The sequence below is a fragment of the Gordonia aichiensis genome, from assembly GCF_039946255.1.
In the GTDB taxonomy this organism is placed as follows: Bacteria; Actinomycetota; Actinomycetes; order Mycobacteriales; family Mycobacteriaceae; genus Gordonia; species Gordonia aichiensis_A.
Genome location: NZ_JBCDWL010000021.1, coordinates 16,817 through 35,724 on the forward strand (window position 1 = coordinate 16,817; position 18,908 = coordinate 35,724).

The window sequence follows — 18,908 nt, forward strand, 5'->3', positions numbered from 1 at the left end:
GGCGCTCAGATGCGGAAGGGCTCAGGCGACGACGATGCTGCGCTTGGCCAGGCCCATCCAGAATCCGTCGATCGGCTGATCGGGGACCTCGCCGACGCTGGTGGCGGCGCCGAGGGTGACGAACAGCGGCGCGAAGTGCTCGGTCCGCGGGTGGGCGTACGGCATGCCGGGGGCGCGGTCGGCGAAGTCGAGCAGACCGTCGACGTCGCCCGCGTCGAACCGTTCGCGAGCCCAGTGGTCGAACTCCACCGACCACTGGGGTGGGACGGCGCCGGGCGTCGGGTCGGTGAGGTAGGGGAGGCCGTGGGTGGTGAAGCCGGAGCCGATGATCATGACGCCCTCGTCGCGCAGCGGGACGAGTCGCTCGCCGAGCGCGAGCAGACGGGTCGGGTCGAGGGTCGGCATCGAGACCTGCAGCACCGGGATGTCGGCGTCGGGATACATCACGGTGAGCGGGACGTAGGCCCCGTGGTCGAGTCGGCGGTGGTGGTCGTGGTGGACCGGTTCGTTCGCGGGCATCAGCGCGGCGACGCTCGCGGCCAGGTCGGGTGCGCCGGGGGCGTCGTAGGTCGTCTCGTAGTAGCGGTCGGGGAAGCCCCAGAAGTCGTAGGTCAGCGGGACGCGCGAGTCGGTGGCGCCGACCGTCAGCGGCGCGGCCTCCCAATGGGCCGACACGACGAGGATCTGCTTCGGTCGCGGCAACTGGGTCGCCAGGGCCTTGAGCTCGGACACCCAGCGGTGATCGTCGACCAGCGGCGGTGCGCCGTGACTGAGGAAGATTGCGGGCATGCGGTCGGCGGACGGAGTGGTCGGCATGATTCGCACCCTTTCGGTCGGCGCCGGCGGACGAGTGACTTCAACGCCGTCGCTAGACCAGGATATTCCGCCGGCTCCGAATGCGTCGATGCCCCGACCGTCCAGGGGACGGGCGGGGCATCGACGAGAGCCTGGGGGTCGCCTAGCTCCCGCTGAGCAGACCGATCAGGGTCGCGACGTCGGAGCTTCCCGCACCTGATTCCAGGGCGAGGCTGCCGAAGTCCAGGACCGAGCCGATGCTGCCGATGCCGCTGGGAACGACGATCGGGAGCATGCCGACGCCGACGTTGCCCGGCTCCAGCGACTTGATGCCGCCGCAGGTGCCTAGGAATATGTAGACGCCGTCAGCGGCCTTGACGTTCTTCGAGTTCGAGTTGGGGCCGGGGCTCAGCAGGTTGTTGCTGGCTGCGGGGCCTGCCTTCGACTCCGACTTGAGCATGATCGCCACCAGCTTGATGTAGTCCTTGGCGTTGTACGCGATGTAGGCCTCCAGGGCCTGGGTGCCGCTGAGCAGGACCGACGTGCAGCTCGACTCGTTGAAGAACCCTGCCGTGCTGTTCGGATTCGTCAGAGTCAGCTTCAAGTTCTTGTCGCCGAACGAGCCCTGCTCGGCCTTGAGCTGGGGGCCCTGGTAGCGGTCGGCCGCGGCGGCTTGCCCCGGACTCGCGAAGATGAAACCGGTGAGCATCGCGAGTACCGCGGCGGTTGCCAGCAGCGAGCGCCGGAGGGTACGGGGAATCATGAGCACGTCCTCGTGGAAGATCGGGGGCAGAATCGTAACCGAGTTTATGGAGAACAGGGCATCGGTCTCGAATCGGCTGAGGCGGACGGCACGAAAGCGCTGGTCGCTGACCCAGAAGAGCTGATGGGTGTGTCGCTCTCCCCGGCGGGGAAAGAGAACAGCCCGGCCCCTGCGATGCAGGTGGCCGGGCTGTTCTCGTGGAGCCGCCTAGGAGAATCGAACTCCTGACCTATTCATTACGAGTGAATCGCTCTACCGACTGAGCTAAGGCGGCGTGCCGTCTCGCGACAGCGCTCATGATCGTACCGAGTCGTCGGCCCCGCAAGCAAAACGGGTGCTAGACGGCCCGAGAGGAGGTCGGCGCGCCCCGCTCGACCACCGTGCGGCGATCGTCTGAGCCCAAGACGATGCCGAAGACGTCGGCCAGCAGATCCGGTACCTCGGCGGCCGCGACCTCGCGGACGGTCTCGGTGCCGTCGGGCGTCTCGGCCGTCCAGGTCAGCGCGTCGAGCGTGTGATGCTCACGCTCGGAGAATCGCTGGACGTAGGTGCGGGCGGTGAACGGGGAGTGCGGCGACGTCGACACGAAATGGTTGCCGACCGCGTAGTCGATCGGGAACTGCGGATTCAACGTGAACACGTGCCGGTCGGTCCAGTCGGTGCCGCGCTGCCAGGCGGTCCACGACCGGGTGCCGAAGACGTCGTCCATGGGTCTGCTGGTGAGACGGAACCGCCAACCGTCCTGGTCGGACTCGGCGTAGTCGACCAGCAGCAGCGGTTCCAGCGGTCCGCGGCCGAAGCCGACGTCGCACAGGTGCCGTGAGCCGTCGGCGAACTCCACCACGAGCAAGGCGTGCGTGGGCGGGCGGGTGTGCGCCTCGCGGCCGAGGGTGACTCGGCCCGTGAGCGCGGTGAAGCGGAAGCCCAGCGCTTCCAGGGCCGCGGCGAACAGCGTGACGTGCTCGAAGCAGTAGCCGCCGCGTCGCTCGGCGACCAGCTTGGCCTGCACCGAGTCGAGGTCGAGGCGGACCGGGCGGCCGACGATGATCTCCAGGTTCTCGAACGGGATCGTCGTCACGTGCGCGCGGTGCAGCAGGCGCAACCCCTCGACGGTGGCCGCCGGTCGTCGGGCCAGCCCGAGTCTGCCGAGGTACGCCGAGAGATCGAGACCGTCGCCGTGCCAGAGGGACATCATGGGTCCCAGTCTGCTCGCACGACGACGGTCTCGGCCAGTGGAACTCGCGTCAGTCGGCGACGCCGTCGGCCCGTGCGGCGTCGGCGACCGCCCGTGCCACGGCCGGCGCGACGCGCTCGTCGAGCGGGCTCGGGACGATCCGGTCGGCGGCGAGGTCGTCGCCGACCACGGCCAGGATGGCGTCGGCCGCGGCGATCTTCATGTTCTCGGTGATCCGACGGGCGCCGGCGTCGAGCGCGCCCGCGAAGACGCCGGGGAACGCCAGGACGTTGTTGATCTGGTTCGGGAAGTCGCTGCGTCCGGTCGCGACGATCGCCGCGTACTTGGCGGCCACGTCCGGGTGGATCTCCGGATCCGGGTTCGACATGGCGAAGACGATGGCGTCGTCGGCCATCGTGGCGACGAGCTCCTCGTCGACGGTGCCGGCGGAGACGCCGAGGAAGACGTCGGCGCCGCTCAGTGCCTCGGCGATGCCGCCGGTCAGGCCGCGCGGATTGCTCCACTTCGCGACTTCATTCTTGTACTCGACCATGTCGGTGCGGCCCGAGTGCACGACGCCCTTCGAGTCGAGGACGACGATGTCCTCGATGCCCGCGGCCCGGAGGATCTCGGCGCACGCCACGCCGGCGGCGCCGGCACCGGAGACGACGACCTTGAGGCCGGCCAGGTCCCGGCCCAGGAAGCGTGCGGCGCCCTTGAGGGCGGCGAGGACCACGATGGCGGTGCCGTGCTGATCGTCGTGCATGACCGGGCAGTCGAGGGCCTCGATGACGCGCTTCTCGATCTCGAAGCAGCGCGGCGCCGAGATGTCCTCGAGGTTGACCGCGCCGAAGCTCGGCCGCAGTCGGATCAGCGTCTCGACGATCTCGTCGGGGTCGGTGGTGTCCAGGACCAGCGGAATCGCGTTGAGCCCGGCGAAGCTGCGGAACAGGGCCGCCTTGCCCTCCATCACCGGAAGCGAGGCGCGGGGACCGATGTCGCCGAGACCGAGCACCGCGGTGCCGTCGGAGACGACGGCCACCAGCCGCTGGGTCCACGTGTACTTGTCGACGAGGGCGGCGTCGGCGTGGATGGCGCGCGAGACCTGCGCGACGCCGGGGGTGTAGGCGATCGACAGATCGCGCTGCGTCTGGATCGGCGAACTCAGTTCGACGGACAGCTTGCCGCCTTCGTGCGACTGGAAGATCTCGTCGTCGGTGATGGGCATGTCGGTGATCTCCGGCTCACTCGGTGCAGCGATTGTCTCGTCTGCCGTGCTGGTCACTGTGTACTCCTCGATGCGGACGCGAATCGGCCGCATTTGAACTCTGCTCCGCGGATCTGTGTTGTGCGGAACCCGCTTCCGCACGGTGGGAACGCGTGGTCATGTCGCGGTGAACGTCGCATCGCGGCGAGCGATCGGCTCCGACCCGGCAACAGCGGCGGTCGTGCGGCGCCGACGAGGTGGTGCCGGCGCGGCACTCCAGCGATTCTGCCACCGGCCCCGGGAAGGTGCGCGCCCGGCTGTGATCTCGGCGGCCCGGGTGGGCCCGAAGCGCCGTCACGCGCTAATGTACATCTTGTGTCTATGACGTATTCATCGGCGGATCGGGTGTACGACGAGGTCAAGGAATTGATCCTGACCTGCGAGATCCCGGGTGGCGAGATGATCAGCGAAGGTGAGATCGCGGCCCGCTTCGAGGTGAGCCGGACTCCGGTGCGCGAAGCCTTCCTGCGCTTGGCGGCCGAAGGATGGATGCGCTTGTACCCCAAACGGGGCGCCCTCGTGGTGCCGATCGGGGAAGGTGAGGCGCGCGAGGTGCTCGACGCCCGCGTGCTGTTGGAGACCCACGCCTTGCGGTCGATGACCGCCGACCCGGCGGCCATCGCCGACCTGGTGGATCGACTGGACGACAACCTCGCGCGCCATCGACTCGTCGACCGGGCCGACGCCGCCCAGTTCGCGCGCTTGGATGCGGAGTTCCACCAGTTGATCGTCGCCGCCGGTCGCAACGGACTGCTGTCGGACTTCTACGTCTCGCTCGGTGAACGTCAGCGGCGGATGACGGCCGATCGACTGCGGCGCGACGCCGCGGTGACGCAGCGGATCGTCGCCGACCACACCGAACTCAAGCAGATCGTGCAGTCCGGCGACGCCGACCGGTTCGCAGCCGTGTTGACCGCACACCTGGCCGGTGTGCACGGAACGGAGGGGCGATGACGAGCCGAGTCGCCGAGCGCGCCGCGACGGCCGGCTGGCCCGCGGTCTGCCTGGCCGTGTTCACCGCCGCCTGGGGCGGCAACGAGTTCACGCCGCTGCTGGTCATGTACCGGACGGTGTCGGACTTCTCCGCGGTGACCGTCGACGTCCTGCTGTTCCTGTACGTCCTGGGGATCGTGCCCGCGCTGCTGATCGGCGGGCCGCTGTCCGACCGATTCGGCCGTCGAACGCTGATGCTGCCCTCGCCGGTGATCGCCGCGACCGGATCGGTCCTGCTGGCGGCGGGCGAGCACTCGGTGCCGCTGCTGGCCGCGGGACGGATCCTCAGCGGCATCGCCCTGGGCCTGGCGATGGCGGTCGGCGGCACCTGGATCAAGGAGCTGTCGGACCGGGCCGGCGACCCGATCTCGGCGGGCGCGCGGCGAGCGGCACTCAGTCTGACCGCAGGCTTCGGGATCGGTGCCGGCCTGGCCGCGGTTCTGGCGCAGTGGGCCCCGTTCCCCGGGCAGTCGGCCTACACGATCAACGTCGCGCTGGCGATCGCCTCGCTGCTGCTCATCATCCGAACCCCGGAGACCCGCACCCCGGCGGCGGGCGGCCGACTGCGCGACGCGTTGGCGATCCCGTCGGCGCGGAGTCCGCGGTTCTGGCTGATCGTGGCACCTATCGCCCCGTGGGTGTTCGGCGCGTGCGCCGTCGGCTACGCCGTGATCCCCGCCTTGATGACTGCGCACACGCCGGGCACGGCGATCGCCTTCGCGGGCGTGTGCTGCGTCGCCGGGCTGACTGCCGGCTTCTTCATTCAGAGCCTGGGCAAACGCATCGACCGGCCCGGTTCGCCGCGCGCGATGATCGTTGCGATGGTCTTGGTCGCAGCCGGTCTGGCCCTGGCCATCGGCGTCGCCGCGGCACCGTCGATTCCGTTGGCGATCGTCGCTGCGACCGTGCTGGGCTGCGGATACGGCATGGCGCTGATCTCCTGTCTGCTGGAAGTGCAGCGGATCGCCGGCCCCGACGACCTCGCCGGTCTGACCGCCGTCTTGTACACGCTCACCTACCTCGGGTTCGCCTCGCCGGCCATCATGTCGTGGGTCACCGAGCGGTTCGAGTCCATCGGGTACCCGGAGATGTTCGGCTTCGGCATCGCCATGACGGTCCTGAGCGCCGCGGTGGTCGCCGTCGCCAACCGGACGTCGATCGCGGGTCCGCGGCCGGCGGTCGCCGCCGAGCAGGAGGTCGTGCTGAACCGTGCGGCCGGGGTCCGATGACCTGAGCCGCGCATCTCGATCGGCCTGGGAGGGGCGTGTGCCGTTCAGGGGTGTCGGAGTAGGTCGTGGTCGGGGGATCTCGATACGCTCGCTCACTTCGTTCGCGGGCTACTCGATCAGCCTGGGAGGGGCGTGTGCCGCTTAGGGTTGTCGAGTAGCCATCGAGCGCAGCGAGACGGCGTATCGAGGCATCGTGGGACGCTCCCTTACGTCGTTCGCGGGCTGCCTGTGTATGGGGCGTGTGCCGTTCAGGGTTGTCGAGTAGGCCGTGATCGAGGCATCTCGATACGCTCGCTCACTTCGTTCACGGGCTACTCGATGAGCCTGGGATGGTCTTGATCGCCTGCGCTCAGCGGTCGGGGTAGCCGTCGGGGTTCTGGGACTGCCAGCGCCAGGTGTCGGCGCACATGTCGTCGATGGAACGGGTGGTGCGCCAACCGAGTTCGTGGTTGGCCTTGGACGGATCGGCCCAGTAGGCGGGCAGATCGCCGGGACGGCGGGGCACCACCTCGTAGGGGATCTCGCGGCCGCTGGCGCGCGAGAAGGCGTCGATCACCTGCAGCACCGACACCGGCTCGCCGCTGCCCAGATTCCACACCGACAGCGCGTCGTCGTGCTCGCCGATCCGCTTGAGCGCGGCGATGTGGCCGGCCGCGAGGTCCTCGACGTGGATGTAGTCGCGCACGCCGGTGCCGTCGACGGTGTCGTAGTCGTCGCCGAAGACCGACAGCTTCTCGCGCCGCCCGACCGCCACCTGCGAGACGAACGGCATCAGATTGTTCGGCAGCCCGCTCGGATCCTCACCGATCCGGCCGCTCACGTGGGCGCCGACCGGATTGAAGTAGCGAAGCAGCGCGATCCGCCACGTGTCGTCGGCGACGGCGAGGTCGCGCAGCACCTGCTCGATCATCACCTTCGTCCAGCCGTAGGGATTGGTCGCCGAGGTCGGCATGTCCTCGGTGCGCTCGAGCACCGGATTCTCCCCGTACACCGTGGCTGACGACGAGAAGACGAATTGCCGGACGCCGTGTGAGGCCATCGCCTCGAGCACCGTGAACGCCGTGTCCAGGTTGTTCCGGTAGTAGCTCAGCGGCTCGGCCACCGATTCGCCGACCGCCTTGAACCCGGCGAAGTGGATGACGGCGTCGACCGGCTCGGCGGCGAAGACCGCCTCGGTGGAGGCCTTGTCGGTGAGGTCGACACGGTGCACGGTGATCGGCCGACCCGCCAACTCCTCGAGCCGATCGACGACCGCCGGTTTGGCATTGCTGAAGTCGTCGGCGATCACCGCGTCGTGCCCGGCGGCCAGCAGTTGCAGAACGGTGTGGGAGCCGATGTAGCCGGCGCCGCCGGTGACGAGAACGCGCATGAGGTTTCGGTCTCCGATCTTCTTCGGTGCTGTGATTCTTCGGGCTGGGGTTCTTCGGGCTGTGGTCAATCGAGAACGCGCTGGGTACGGGCGTATTCGGCCTCCACCGCGGCCTTGCCCGGCGCCCACCAGTCGCGATGGTCGCGGTACCAGTCGACGGTCGCCGCCAGCCCGGCGGCGAAGTCGCGGTAGCGGGGAGTCCAGCCGAGCTCGGTGCGCAGGCGGGTGGCGTCGATCGCATAGCGGCGGTCGTGGCCGGGGCGGTCGGTGACGAAGTCGAAGGCGTCGGCCGGCTGCCCGAGCGCGGTCAGGATCGACTCGACGACGGTGCGGTTGTCGACCTCGCCGTCGGCGCCGATCAGGTACGTCTCACCGATGGCACCGCGATCGACGATGGTCCACACGGCGTCGTTGTGGTCGTCGACGTGAATCCAGTCGCGGACATTGCGGCCGTCGCCGTACAGCTTGGGTCGCACCCCGGTGAGCACGTTGGTGATCTGGCGGGGGATGAACTTCTCCAGATGCTGGTAGGGGCCGTAGTTGTTGGAGCAGTTCGACAGGGTGGCGTCGACGCCGAACGAGCGTACCCACGCGCGCACCAGCATGTCCGAACCCGCCTTGGTGGCGCTGTACGGGCTCGACGGACGGTAGGCGGTATCCTCGGTGAACCGTGACGGATCGTCGAGATCGAGATCGCCGTACACCTCGTCGGTGCTGATGTGATGCAACCGCACACGATGGCGGCGCACCGCCTCCAGCAGCGTGTAGGTGCCGACCAGGTTGGTCTGCACGAAGGCCGACGGGTCGGCCAGCGAATTGTCGTTGTGCGATTCGGCGGCGAAGTTCACCACCAGATCGGCGTCGGCGACCAGGCCGTCGACCACCGCGGCGTCGGCGATGTCGCCGCGGACCACGTAGACGCGGTCGGCGACCGGCTCCAGGGTGGCGGGATTGGCGGCGTAGGTGAACTTGTCGAGCACGGTCAGCCGGGCGTCGGGCCTGGTCTGCAAGGTGCGCAGGACGAAATTGGCGCCGATGAATCCGGCGCCGCCGGTCACAAGCACCCGCATGCCGCTGCTCCTGAAGGTCGTCGATGGACGTCGGTGGGCAGGCCCGCATCCGCGAGAATCCGCCTCGTCCGACTCTACCGATAGGCTGACCGCATGCGCGGAATCATCCTGGCGGGCGGCACCGGGAGCAGATTGCACCCGATCACCCAGGGCGTCAGCAAACAGCTGGTGCCGGTCTACGACAAACCGATGATCTACTACCCGCTCTCGACCCTGATGCTGGCCGGGGTCCGCGACGTCCTCGTCATCACCGCCCCGGCCGACCGCGACGCCTTCGAACGGCTGCTCGGCGACGGCTCGCAGTTCGGCGTGCGCATCACCTACGCCGTGCAGGACGAGCCGAACGGACTGGCGCAGGCCTTCGTCCTGGGCGCCGACCACATCGGCGACGACACGGTCGCGCTGGTGCTGGGCGACAACATCTTCTACGGCCCCGGTCTGGGATCGCAGCTGCAGGGGTTCGACGGCCTCGACGGCGGCGCGATCTTCGCCTATCGGGTCGCCGACCCCAGCGCGTACGGGGTCGTCGAGTTCGACGCGAACGGAACCGCCGTGTCGCTGGCGGAGAAGCCCGCCCGGCCCAAGTCCCGCTACGCGGTGCCGGGCCTGTACTTCTACGACAACGACGTCGTCGACATCGCGGCCGCGCTGGCGCCGTCGGCCCGCGGGGAGTACGAGATCACCGACGTCAACGCCGAGTACCTGCGGCGCGGCAAACTGCACGTGACCGTGCTCCCGCGCGGGACGGCGTGGCTCGACACCGGTACCTTCGACTCGTTGCTCGACGCGGGGAACTTCGTGCGGACCGTCGAACAGCGGCAGGGCCTCAAGATCGGTGTGCCCGAGGAGATCGCGTGGCGCCTCGGGTACCTCGACGACGATCGACTCCGCGCCCGCGCCGAGCGGCTGGTGAAATCCGGCTATGGGACATATCTGCTCGACCTGCTCGAGCACGGACGGGAGCTGTGACCGCATGGACGTACGACCGCTGAGCATCGACGGCGCCTGGGCCTTCACACCCGTCCGTCACACCGACGACCGCGGCGTCTTCCTGGAGGCGTTCAAGGCCGACGTGGTGGCGCAGACCATCGGGCACCGGTTCGACCTGGCGCAGGTCAACACGTCGGTCTCGGCGGCCGGCGTGATCCGCGGCGTGCACTTCTCCGACGTCCCGCCGGGGCAGGCCAAGTACGTCACGTGCACGGTGGGCGCCGTCTTGGACGTGGTCGTCGACGTGCGCGTGGGATCGCCGACCTTCGGCCGCTGGGACGCCGTGCTGCTCGACGACGCCGACCGTCGTGCGGTGTACCTGTCGGAGGGTCTCGGACACGCATTCTGCGCGCTGCAGGACGATTCGGTCGTCACCTACCTGTGCTCCACCGGGTACCGCCCGGGCGCCGAGCACGGCGTGAACCCGACCGACCCGGAACTGGGCATCGACTGGCCGCGCGTGGGTCGCGACGGTGCGCCGCTCGAGTACCTGCTGTCCGACAAGGACGCCGCCGCACCGCGGTTGTCGCAGGCGCGGGAGGCGGGACTGCTGCCCGATCATGCGACGGTCACCCGGTTCGTCGGCGATCAGCGCTGACCGCGCGCCCGCGACGGTGACGGGTCAGGACCGGGCCCGGGTGGAGAACCGCCGAGCGTCACCCGAGCGCCGGGAACGCGGGCAACTCCGGCGTGAACAGCCAGTCCCGCCAGAGGTCGGCCAGTGACGTCGCCGAGAACGTCGATGCCAGCGCGATGAAGTCCTCGGTGGTGACGCAGCGGTAGGCGTACTTCTCGGTCCAGCGGCGGATCAGGGCGAAGAACTGGCCGTCGCCGATCCGCAGCCGCAGCGCGTGCAGGGTCATGGCGCCGCGCTTGTACACCCAGTCCTCGAACATGTCCTTCGCGCCGGGGTCGGCGAGCGGGACGCGGACCGGCGCGGCGGCCAGCTTCGCGTAGTAGTGCCGGGCCCACTCGTCGGCCGACCGGCCGCCCGAATGCTGGCTCCACAACCATTCGGCGTAGCAGGCGAAGCCCTCGTGCAGCCAGATGTCGCGCCAGCGGGCGACGGTGACCGAGTTGCCGAACCACTGGTGGGCCAACTCGTGGGCCACCAGTCGTTCGTGATCGAGGGTGCCGTCGCAGTGGTTGGCGCCGAAGGTGGAGAAGCCCTGCGATTCGAGCGGGATGTCGAGCGAGTCCTCGGTGATCAGCGAGGTGTACTCGGGGAACGGGTAGGGGCCGAACATCTCGGTGAAGGCCTTCATCATCTGCGGCTGCCTGCCGAAGCTGACGTCGAAGTCGGCACCGAGGTGCGCCGGGAGCAGCGCGCGCACCGGGACGGGGCCGTCGGTCATGGTGCGATGCTCGTATTGGCCGATCTGGACGGCCGCGAGGTAGGTCGCCATCGGTTCCACCTGCTCGTACACCCAGGTGGTCTGGGCGGCGCGGCGACGTCTGCCGACCAGTCGGCCGTTCGCCAGCGCGTAGTACGGGCTGTCGGTGGTGATCTCGATGCGGAAGGGCGCCTTGGCCTCGGGATGGTCGTCGCACGGGAACCACGACGGCGCTCCGTTGGGCTGGTTGGCGCACAGGGAGCCGTTCTCCAGTTCCTCCCAGCCGACGGTGCCCCAGGTGGTGCGGATGGGGCGCGGGTTGCCGCCGTAGCGGATCTCTACGGCCAGTGCGCCGCCGGGCGGAACCGGTGCCGCCGGGGTGACGGTCAGCTTGTCGGAGCGGTGCGAGTAGCGGACGCGACGGCCGTTGACCGACACCTTGTCGACGCGCATCGTCGAGGCGAGGTCGACGCTGAAGCGGTTGAGCTGCTGGTACGACGACGCGGTGATGGTCGCGACGCCGTCGAGTCGGTTGCTGTTGACCTTGTATGTCAGATCGAGGTCGTAGCGTGAGACCCGATAGCCGAGGTTCCCGCTGCGGGGCAGGTACGGGTCGAGTTCGTGCGAGGCGGCGCTGAGGGTGGGGGTGTGCCACGCGGTCTTCCCGAGTTTGCCCGGCACAACCAGCCTTTCGTTCGTTCGTCGGTACGACTCCTCGAGGGTACCGCTGAGGGGGTCGGCCCGCTGTCGCGCGGGCGTGGGGCCGGGTCAGTGCAGGTCGGATCAGTGCAGGCCGGGTCAGCGCGGCCAGGGGGCGATCGGGTTGCCCTGCCAGCGCGTGTGCGCCGGGACCACGTCGCCGCGCATCACCAGCGACGCGGGTCCGACCGTCGCCGACTCGCCGACACCGGAGGCAGGCAGGGCGACGCAGTGCGGGCCGAGCGTCGCACCGGCCGCCAGGACCACCGTGTCGATGGCCATCACCCGATCGTGGAACAGGTGCGTCTGCACCACGCAGCCGCGCGAGACGGTGGCGCCGTCGCCGAGTTCGACGAGGTCGGCTTCGGGCAGCCAGTACGACTCGCACCAGACGCCGCGGCCGATTTTGGCGCCCAGTGCCCGCAGCCACAGGTTGAGCACCGGCGTCCCCGCGGCGGCATTGGCGAACCACGGTGCCGCGACGGTCTCGACGAAGGCGTCCGACAGCTCGTTGCGCCAGACGAACGAACTCCACAGCGGGTGCTCGGCGGGTCGGATCCGGCCGACGACGGTCCACTTCGCGACCGCGGCGACGAGGCCGGCGATCGCGCCGGCGGCCAGCAGGATCACCCCGCTCAGCAGCACGGACGCCCACACCCCCCATTCGACGGCGAGCGCCTGCATGGCGAACAGAACGCTGATGCCGATGCCGAACGAGACCATCACCGCGATGATGCGCAGGGTTTCGACGGCGCCGCGTGCGGCGCGCAGACCGGCCGTCGGCGCGAAGGTCCGCGCGGCGTCCGACTCCGACGGGGTGCGTCGCAGGCGGACCGGCGGGCTGCCCAGCCAACTCGACCCGCTCTTGGACTTCACCGGCGCCGACGACAGGACCGCGACGAGGGAGTTCTTCGGCAGTTTCCGTGACGGAGCGACCATGCCGGAATTCCCGAGGAAGGCCCGTTTGCCGACCTTTGCCTCACCGACGCGCATCCACCCGCCGCCCAGCTCGTACGACGCCATCAGCGTGTCGTCGGCCAGGAACGAGTCGTCGCCGACCGTGGTGAACTTCGGGAGCACCAGGGCGGTCGAGATCTCGGTGCCCCGGCCGATGCGAGCGCCGAGCGCGCGGAACCACCACGGCGTCAACAGGCTCGCATACAGCGGAAACAGGTAGGTGCGCGCCGAATCCATGAGCCGTTCGGTGGCCCACACCTGCCAGCCGGTGCGCGAGCGCACCGGATACACGCCCGCGCGCATGCCGACCGACAGGGCGCGGACCGAGAGCAGGATCAGCAGCGCGAACACGGCCATGGCGGCCACCGCGGCGACCGGGGCCATCGCCAGTCCGCGCAGCGCGGCCGCCGCCATCGTGTCGGCCGACAGCGCCCAGGCGCCGATCACGGCCAGCCCGGCGGCCAGCGAGACCAGCGGGATCCCGGAGATGATCATGGCGGTCGCGGCATACAGCGGCACCCACCACTTGCGCTGCGGCGGGCGATGGTCGGGCCACTGCGCCTTCGCCTTGCCGACCTTGACGGCTGGTGAACCCGACCACTGCTGCCGCGCCTTGACCTTGCCGATGACCGCCGACCCGGGGTCGACGATCGCGTCGCGGCCCACGACGACGCCGGGCAGCAGCGTCGACCGCGAGCCGACGGTCGCGCCCGGTTTGATGTCGATCCGCCCGATGACCAGGTCGTCGCCGTCGAGCCACCAGCCGGCCAGATCGACCTCGGGCTCGATCGCGGCGCCGTCGCCGATCTCCAGCAGACCGGTGACCGGCGGCAGCGAATGGAGGTCGACGCCGCGCCCGATCCGCGCGCCCAGCGCCCGCGCCAGGGTGGGCAGCCACGGCGCCCCCGACAGGTTGTAGGCGCCGCTGGCCTGCATCAACCGTTCGGCCAGCCACAGCCGCACGTGCACCGAGCCGCCGCGCGGATAGACGCCCGGGGCGACGCCGCCGAGCAGGGCGCGTGCACCGGCCGCGGCGATCACCAGTCGACCGAACGGGGTCACGAAGACCAGGAAGGCCGCGATCAGCAGCCACCAGTTCACCGAGACGAGCCACGATGCGCGGTAGTCGAGGGCGTCGGCGACGGCCCGACCGGCGTTGTTCGCGACACCGAGCCAGGTGATCCACTGGATGCCGGTCAGGGTGGCCAGCGGGACCGACGCCACCGCCTGGGCCAGCCCGGTCGCGCGCGGCACCGGTCGGACGGTGCGCGGGGTGACCGCGGCGCCCGGGTTGCGCGAGTCGAGCAGTTCGGCGAGCGAGCCCAGGCGCGGGTGGTCGTACAGATCTGCGACGGTGATGTCCGGGTAGCGGACCCGCAGCGCGGTGACCAGCTGGGCCGCCGACAGCGAACCGCCGCCCTCGGCGAAGAAGTCGGCCTTCGCCGAGCCGATCCGGACCCCGAGGACCCCGGTCCACTGCTCGGCCAGCCACGCCTGCGTCCCGGTCAGGTCGTCGCCGCCGTCGGTGGCGTCGGTGCCGGGCACCGGCCACGGCAGCGCGTCGCGATCGACCTTCCCCGAGGTGCGGGTGGGCAGCTCGTCCATCAGGACCAGCCGGGGCACCAGGGCGGCGGGCAGTTCTTCACGCAGGTGCGCCTGCGCCGCCGACAGGTCGAACCCCGGGTCGGTGGAGGCCAGGTAGCCGACCAGCAGGGCGTTGCCGGTGGCCGTCTTGCGGACGGCGGCCGCGGCCCCGCTGACGCCGGGCAGGTTCTGCAGCGCGTTGTCGACCTCGCCGAGCTCGATGCGGCGGCCGCCGATCTTGACCTGGTCGTCGGCCCGGCCGACGAACTCCAGGCCCTCGTCGAGGAGCTTCACCACGTCGCCGCTGCGGTAGGCGCGATCCCAGCCGAGGGTCGGCATCGGCGAGTACTTCTCGGCGTCCTTGACCGGATCGAGGTAGCGGGCCAGGCCGACGCCGCCGATCACCAGCTCGCCCGACTCGCCGACGGCGACCGGCTGCTGATCCGGTCCGACGACCGCCAGATCCCAGCCCAGCAGGGGCAGCCCGATGCGGACCGGTCGGCCCCGGTGCATCTGCGCCGCGCAGGCGACGACGGTCGCCTCGGTGGGCCCGTAGGTGTTCCACACCTCGCGGTCGTCGGTGGCGAGACGGTCGGCCAGCTCGGGCGGGCAGGCCTCGCCGCCGAAGATCAGCAGCCGGACGGCTTCGAGCGCTTCCGCGGGCCACATCGCGGCCAGCGTGGGCACCGTCGACACCACGTTGATGTCACGTTTGACCAGCCACGGACCCAGATCCATGCCCGATCGGACCAGCGCGCGCGGTGCCGGGACCAGGCAGGCCCCGTGCCGCCAGGCCAGCCACATCTCTTCGCACGAGGCGTCGAAGGCGACCGACAGTCCGGCGAGCACGCGGTCGCCGGGCCCGAGCGGCTCATCCTGCAGGAAGAGCCGCGCTTCGGCGTCGACGAAGGCCGCCGCGTTGCGGTGGGTGACCGCGACGCCCTTTGGCTTGCCGGTGGACCCGGAGGTGAAGATGATCCACGCATCGTCCGACAGCGTCGCGGGGGAGGCGGTGAAGGCGGGGGCCGGTGCGTCGGTCGGTCGGTCGGTGCGTCGGTGCACGCCCTCGGCGTCGATGACGGCGTCGACGTCGGCCTCGCCGAACACCAGGCGGGCGCGTTCCTCCGGATCGTCGGCGTCGACCGGAACGTAGGCGGCGCCTGCGTAGAGGGTGGCGAGGATGGCGATGTAGAGGTGCCGGTCGCCGGAGGGCATGCGGATGCCCACCCGATCGCCGCGGCCGATGCCGATCTCGCCGAGCCGCCGCGCCACCCGTCGCACGAGCGCGATCAGCTCGGAGTAGGAGACGATCTGGTCGCCGTCGTCGATCGCCGGCGCATCGGGGTGGGTGCGGGCGGTCGCCGCGAGGAGGTCGCACAGGGTGCGGGGCGCGGGTGCCTGGTCGCCGAGCAGATACTGCCGGGGGATCCTCACGGGCGGGGTTGGCACGGGCGATTGACCTCCGGGAACGCAGCGACCAGCGGGCGCACCACCGCGATGCGCCCAGGTCATTGTGCAACAGCTCCCGCGGTCCCGCAGCGCGGTGAGCGGCGACTTCGGCGTGCCGGTCGTTGTCGGACCTGCGGGATATGGTCGCGCCGTAAGCTGGATCACGTCGGCGACGCGATGCGTCGGCGCAGACGGATCGGATCATTCACGACTAGCCCCTACGGAGAAGACACATGGCAGCACCGTTGAAGCTCGGACTCAAGGCGTCGGCAGAGCAGTTCGATCCGCGCGAGTTGGTCGAGGTCGGGGTGATGGCCGAGGAGTTCGGACTCGACTCGGTGACGGTGAGCGACCACTTCCAGCCGTGGCGGCACAACGGCGGCCACGCCCCGTTCTCGCTCGCGTGGATGGCGGCGGTCGGCGAGCGGACCCGGCGCATCCAGATGGGCACCTCGGTGATGACGCCGACGTTCCGATACAACCCGGCGGTCGTCGCGCAGGCCTTCGCGACCATGTCGTGCCTGTACCCGGAGCGCGTGATGCTCGGGGTCGGCACCGGCGAGGCCCTCAACGAGTACGCCACCGGATTCCGCGGCGACTGGCCCGAGTTCAAGGAGCGTTTCGCTCGGCTGCGCGAGGCGGTCCGGCTGATGCGTGAGCTGTGGACCGGCGACAAGATCGATTTCGAGGGCGATTACTACCACACGCAGGGCGCGTACATGTACGACGTTCCGGCCAAGCCGGTGCCGGTGTACATCGCCGCGGGCGGGCCGGTGGTCGCACGGTACGCCGGCCGCGTCGGCGACGGCTTCATCTGCACCTCGGGCAAGGGGATGGACCTGTACACCGAGAAACTGATCCCGGCGGTCAAGGAGGGTGCGGCCAAGGCCGAGCGGGACTTCGAGCAGATCGACCGGATGATCGAGATCAAGATCTCCTACGATCCCGACCCGCGGCAGGCGCTGGAGAACACCCGGTTCTGGGCGCCGCTGTCGCTGACGCCCGAACAGAAGCACAGCGTCAACAGTTCGGTGGAGATGGAGCGGCTGGCCGACGAACTGCCGATCGAGCAGGTCGCCAAGCGGTGGATCGTCGCCTCCGACCCCGACGACGCCGTCGCGCAGATCAAGACCTACCTCGACGCCGGTCTCAACCACCTCGTCTTCCACAATCCGGGCCACGACCAGCGTCGCTTCCTGGAGGCGTTCACCACCGACGTGGTGCCGAAGCTGCGCGAGCTGGCCTGAGTCCGCGGCTCAGTCGTCGAACGGTTTGTCGGTGCGGCCGACCAGTTCGGCGACCGACTCGATGACTCGGGTCGGGCGGAACGGGTACGCCTCGACCGATTCCCGCGTGGAGATGCCGCTGAGCACCAGGATCGTCTGCAGTCCCGCTTCGAGACCGGAGACCACGTCGGTGTCCATCCGGTCGCCGATCATCAACGTGTTCTCGGAGTGGGCGCCGATCCGCCGCAGCGCGCTGCGCATCATCAGCGGGTTGGGCTTGCCGACGTAATACGGCTCGCGGCCGGTGGCCCGGGTGATCAGTGCGGCCACCGCGCCGGTCGCCGGCAGTGGGCCGCTCGACGACGGACCCGTCGCGTCCGGGTTGGTGGCGATGAACCGGGAACCGCGTTCCACCAACCGGATCGCGGTGGTGATCGCCTCGAACGAGTAGGTCCGCGTCTCCCCGAGGACCACGTAGTCGGGGTCCGCGTCGGTGAGGACGTAGCCGATGTCGTGCAGTGCCGTGGTGAGTCCTGACTCGCCCACGACGTAGGCGCTGCCCTCGGGTCGCTGCGACCGCAGGAACTGCGCGGTCGCCAGCGCCGAGGTCCAGATGTTGGCCTCGGGGACGTCGAGGCCGGACGCGAGCAGCCGGGCTCGCAGGTCGCGCGGCGTGCGGATCGAATTGTTGGTCAGCACGCTGAACGGTGTCTGACGGTCCCGGAGTTCGGCGATCAAGGCGTCGGCGCCCGGGATCAGCCGCTCCTCACTGATCAGCACACCGTCCATGTCCATCAGGTAGTTGACCGTCATGGCTCCATTGTCCACCGCGCCCGCGCGCCGGGGGCGGCAATGCTCGGCGGTGGCCGGTGGCCGGTGGCCGGTCGATGCGCGTCTCGTCGTCGGCCGACAGCCGGGACGGTGTCGCGGACAGTCGTTTTCGTGCCGCTCGCGACTCGGGTCCTTAGTCCGAACATGCTACAGCGATTGGACGAATCTTGGCCGAGGGTGCTTCGATCTGTGTCATGGATGGCGCCGACAGGACGCCTGGTCATGATGCCTGTACTGTCTAAACCGCAGTTCAGCGTGTCTTCACAATCCCTCATGGTCCGCGGTGACGGGTCGCGACGAAAGCGTCATTGCGAGGCGTGAATCACGCTGAAACGATAGGTTTTCCGGTATGGGTTTTTTGCGTGATCGGTGTATTACCGGCATCGAGCGTGAGTTTTCAGGCGTGACCGCTTGGTCGGGTTCGGTGATGGCTGCGTGAGGATCGACGACTCTCTGCCGGGCGCCCTGCCCGCAGACGCGCCGCTGGTGCACGCTGCCGGAATCGGCGTGGCGGCATCGTGGGGCCACATCTTCGGACCGACCGACGTCAGCGTCCTGCCCGGCGGGGTCACGGTCCTGCAGGGCTCGGGCGGCCGCGGCCGCACCGCGCTGCTGTTGACGCTGTCGGGGCGGATGAAGCCGACCAGCGGCACGCTGGAGGCGTTCGGGCGCACCAACGACGCGCACTTCCTGTTCCGGCACGCCGCGATGGGCTTCATCGAAGAGGTCGACGGCATCGAGCAGACGATCCGGGTCCGCGATGTGCTCACCGAGCAGCTCCGCTGGCACGCTCCCTGGTATCGCTGGGTGCGGCAGGCCACCGACGATGATCTGGAACGCATCTGCCGCCCGGTCTTCGGCGACGACCTGCAGCTGCCCTCGCTGCGTTCCTACGTCGAAGAACTGCCCGAACTCACCGCCGCGCTGTTCCGGGTCGCGGTGGCGAACATCCGCCGCCCCGAACTGCTGGTGGTCGGCGGCGTCGACAACCTGACGCGCGTCGAGAACTCGAACCTGATGCTCGACCGGCTCATCGAGCTGGGCCGCACGCAGACGGTCGTCACCGCCGACGTCAACGGCGCCCCCGCGCACGCCGGGCAGGTGCGGGTCGTGGCCGTGGACAACCTGACTGACGACGAATTCGTCCGGCTCGAGCCGGCAGATCGGACCAACTGAAC

Annotated in this window: 15 protein-coding genes and 1 tRNA gene; 6 read left to right on the top strand and 10 right to left on the bottom strand. The window is 69.6% G+C overall.

The features are described 5' to 3' along the window. Positions 1–21: 21 nt before the first annotated feature. From AAFO60_RS18345 to AAFO60_RS18365, 5 genes are all read right to left on the bottom strand, one after another. Positions 22–816: a dioxygenase family protein gene (locus AAFO60_RS18345; protein WP_347957679.1), complete on the bottom strand. Its 795-nt coding sequence runs from the start codon at positions 814–816 to the stop codon at positions 22–24. A gap of 142 nt (positions 817–958) precedes the next feature. Continuing rightward, a complete protein-coding gene (locus AAFO60_RS18350) occupies positions 959–1,558 on the bottom strand; it encodes a hypothetical protein (protein WP_347957680.1) in 600 nt (199 codons plus the stop codon). Between the two features lie 198 nt (positions 1,559–1,756). Then, positions 1,757–1,832, bottom strand: a tRNA-Thr gene (locus AAFO60_RS18355). Between the two features lie 63 nt (positions 1,833–1,895). Continuing rightward, complete coding sequence (locus AAFO60_RS18360) at positions 1,896–2,753, bottom strand: arylamine N-acetyltransferase family protein (protein WP_347957681.1); 858 nt, start codon at positions 2,751–2,753, stop codon at positions 1,896–1,898. 49 nt (positions 2,754–2,802) lie between these two features. Continuing rightward, a complete protein-coding gene (locus AAFO60_RS18365) occupies positions 2,803–4,017 on the bottom strand; it encodes an NAD(P)-dependent malic enzyme (protein WP_424326968.1) in 1,215 nt (404 codons plus the stop codon). A 303-nt stretch (positions 4,018–4,320) separates the two neighbouring features. Here AAFO60_RS18365 and AAFO60_RS18370 point away from each other — a divergent pair, with 303 nt between their 5' ends. Next, positions 4,321–4,953 (top strand): GntR family transcriptional regulator, encoded by a 633-nt coding sequence (locus tag AAFO60_RS18370; protein WP_347957682.1) that lies wholly within the window; start codon positions 4,321–4,323, stop codon positions 4,951–4,953. Beyond that, on the top strand, positions 4,950–6,221 hold the full coding sequence (locus AAFO60_RS18375; RefSeq protein WP_347957683.1) for an MFS transporter: 1,272 nt from the start codon (positions 4,950–4,952) through the stop codon (positions 6,219–6,221). Before AAFO60_RS18370 ends, AAFO60_RS18375 begins: the two co-directional genes overlap by 4 nt. A gap of 349 nt (positions 6,222–6,570) precedes the next feature. On the opposite strand, the gene galE is transcribed toward AAFO60_RS18375, so the two are convergent. Continuing rightward, entirely contained in the window at positions 6,571–7,590 is a 1,020-nt protein-coding gene (gene galE / locus AAFO60_RS18380) for a UDP-glucose 4-epimerase GalE (RefSeq protein ID WP_347957684.1), read from the bottom strand. Between the two features lie 65 nt (positions 7,591–7,655). Beyond that, positions 7,656–8,660, bottom strand: a complete 1,005-nt coding sequence (gene rfbB / locus AAFO60_RS18385) for a dTDP-glucose 4,6-dehydratase (protein WP_347957685.1) — start codon at positions 8,658–8,660, stop codon at positions 7,656–7,658. 93 nt (positions 8,661–8,753) lie between these two features. Between rfbB and rfbA the strand changes: the two genes are divergently transcribed. Beyond that, positions 8,754–9,629, top strand: coding sequence for a glucose-1-phosphate thymidylyltransferase RfbA (gene rfbA, locus AAFO60_RS18390; protein WP_347957686.1), 876 nt, complete (start codon positions 8,754–8,756; stop codon positions 9,627–9,629). Positions 9,630–9,633: 4 nt separating this feature from the next. Continuing rightward, entirely contained in the window at positions 9,634–10,248 is a 615-nt protein-coding gene (locus tag AAFO60_RS18395) for a dTDP-4-dehydrorhamnose 3,5-epimerase family protein (protein ID WP_347957687.1), read from the top strand. A gap of 58 nt (positions 10,249–10,306) precedes the next feature. On the opposite strand, the gene AAFO60_RS18400 is transcribed toward AAFO60_RS18395, so the two are convergent. Both AAFO60_RS18400 and AAFO60_RS18405 read right to left on the bottom strand, forming a co-directional pair. Then, complete coding sequence (locus AAFO60_RS18400) at positions 10,307–11,665, bottom strand: M1 family metallopeptidase (RefSeq protein WP_347957688.1); 1,359 nt, start codon at positions 11,663–11,665, stop codon at positions 10,307–10,309. 117 nt (positions 11,666–11,782) lie between these two features. After that, a complete protein-coding gene (locus AAFO60_RS18405; protein ID WP_347957733.1) occupies positions 11,783–15,658 on the bottom strand; it encodes a Pls/PosA family non-ribosomal peptide synthetase in 3,876 nt (1,291 codons plus the stop codon). 248 nt (positions 15,659–15,906) lie between these two features. Between AAFO60_RS18405 and fgd the strand changes: the two genes are divergently transcribed. Then, positions 15,907–16,920: a glucose-6-phosphate dehydrogenase (coenzyme-F420) gene (gene fgd / locus AAFO60_RS18410; RefSeq protein ID WP_347957689.1), complete on the top strand. Its 1,014-nt coding sequence runs from the start codon at positions 15,907–15,909 to the stop codon at positions 16,918–16,920. A 9-nt stretch (positions 16,921–16,929) separates the two neighbouring features. On the opposite strand, the gene AAFO60_RS18415 is transcribed toward fgd, so the two are convergent. Then, positions 16,930–17,712 carry an HAD-IIA family hydrolase gene (locus AAFO60_RS18415; protein WP_347957690.1) on the bottom strand — a complete coding sequence of 261 codons (783 nt, stop codon included), beginning with the start codon at positions 17,710–17,712 and terminating at the stop codon, positions 16,930–16,932. Positions 17,713–18,165: 453 nt separating this feature from the next. Between AAFO60_RS18415 and AAFO60_RS18420 the strand changes: the two genes are divergently transcribed. Beyond that, positions 18,166–18,906: an ATP-binding cassette domain-containing protein gene (locus AAFO60_RS18420; protein WP_432211728.1), complete on the top strand. Its 741-nt coding sequence runs from the start codon at positions 18,166–18,168 to the stop codon at positions 18,904–18,906. The last annotated feature ends 2 nt before the right edge of the window (positions 18,907–18,908 follow it).

What these genes read in the sequence shown, in the direction of transcription:
- AAFO60_RS18345 (WP_347957679.1), bottom strand. Translation starts at nt 816, where the DNA reads ATGCCGACCACTCCGTCCGCCGACCGCATGCCCGCAATCTTCCTCAGT.
- AAFO60_RS18350 (WP_347957680.1), bottom strand. Translation starts at nt 1,558, where the DNA reads ATGATTCCCCGTACCCTCCGGCGCTCGCTGCTGGCAACCGCCGCGGTA.
- AAFO60_RS18360 (WP_347957681.1), bottom strand. Translation starts at nt 2,753, where the DNA reads ATGATGTCCCTCTGGCACGGCGACGGTCTCGATCTCTCGGCGTACCTC.
- AAFO60_RS18370 (WP_347957682.1), top strand. Translation starts at nt 4,321, where the DNA reads ATGACGTATTCATCGGCGGATCGGGTGTACGACGAGGTCAAGGAATTG.
- AAFO60_RS18375 (WP_347957683.1), top strand. Translation starts at nt 4,950, where the DNA reads ATGACGAGCCGAGTCGCCGAGCGCGCCGCGACGGCCGGCTGGCCCGCG.
- galE (WP_347957684.1), bottom strand. Translation starts at nt 7,590, where the DNA reads ATGCGCGTTCTCGTCACCGGCGGCGCCGGCTACATCGGCTCCCACACC.
- rfbB (WP_347957685.1), bottom strand. Translation starts at nt 8,660, where the DNA reads ATGCGGGTGCTTGTGACCGGCGGCGCCGGATTCATCGGCGCCAATTTC.
- rfbA (WP_347957686.1), top strand. Translation starts at nt 8,754, where the DNA reads ATGCGCGGAATCATCCTGGCGGGCGGCACCGGGAGCAGATTGCACCCG.
- AAFO60_RS18395 (WP_347957687.1), top strand. Translation starts at nt 9,634, where the DNA reads ATGGACGTACGACCGCTGAGCATCGACGGCGCCTGGGCCTTCACACCC.
- fgd (WP_347957689.1), top strand. Translation starts at nt 15,907, where the DNA reads ATGGCAGCACCGTTGAAGCTCGGACTCAAGGCGTCGGCAGAGCAGTTC.
- AAFO60_RS18415 (WP_347957690.1), bottom strand. Translation starts at nt 17,712, where the DNA reads ATGACGGTCAACTACCTGATGGACATGGACGGTGTGCTGATCAGTGAG.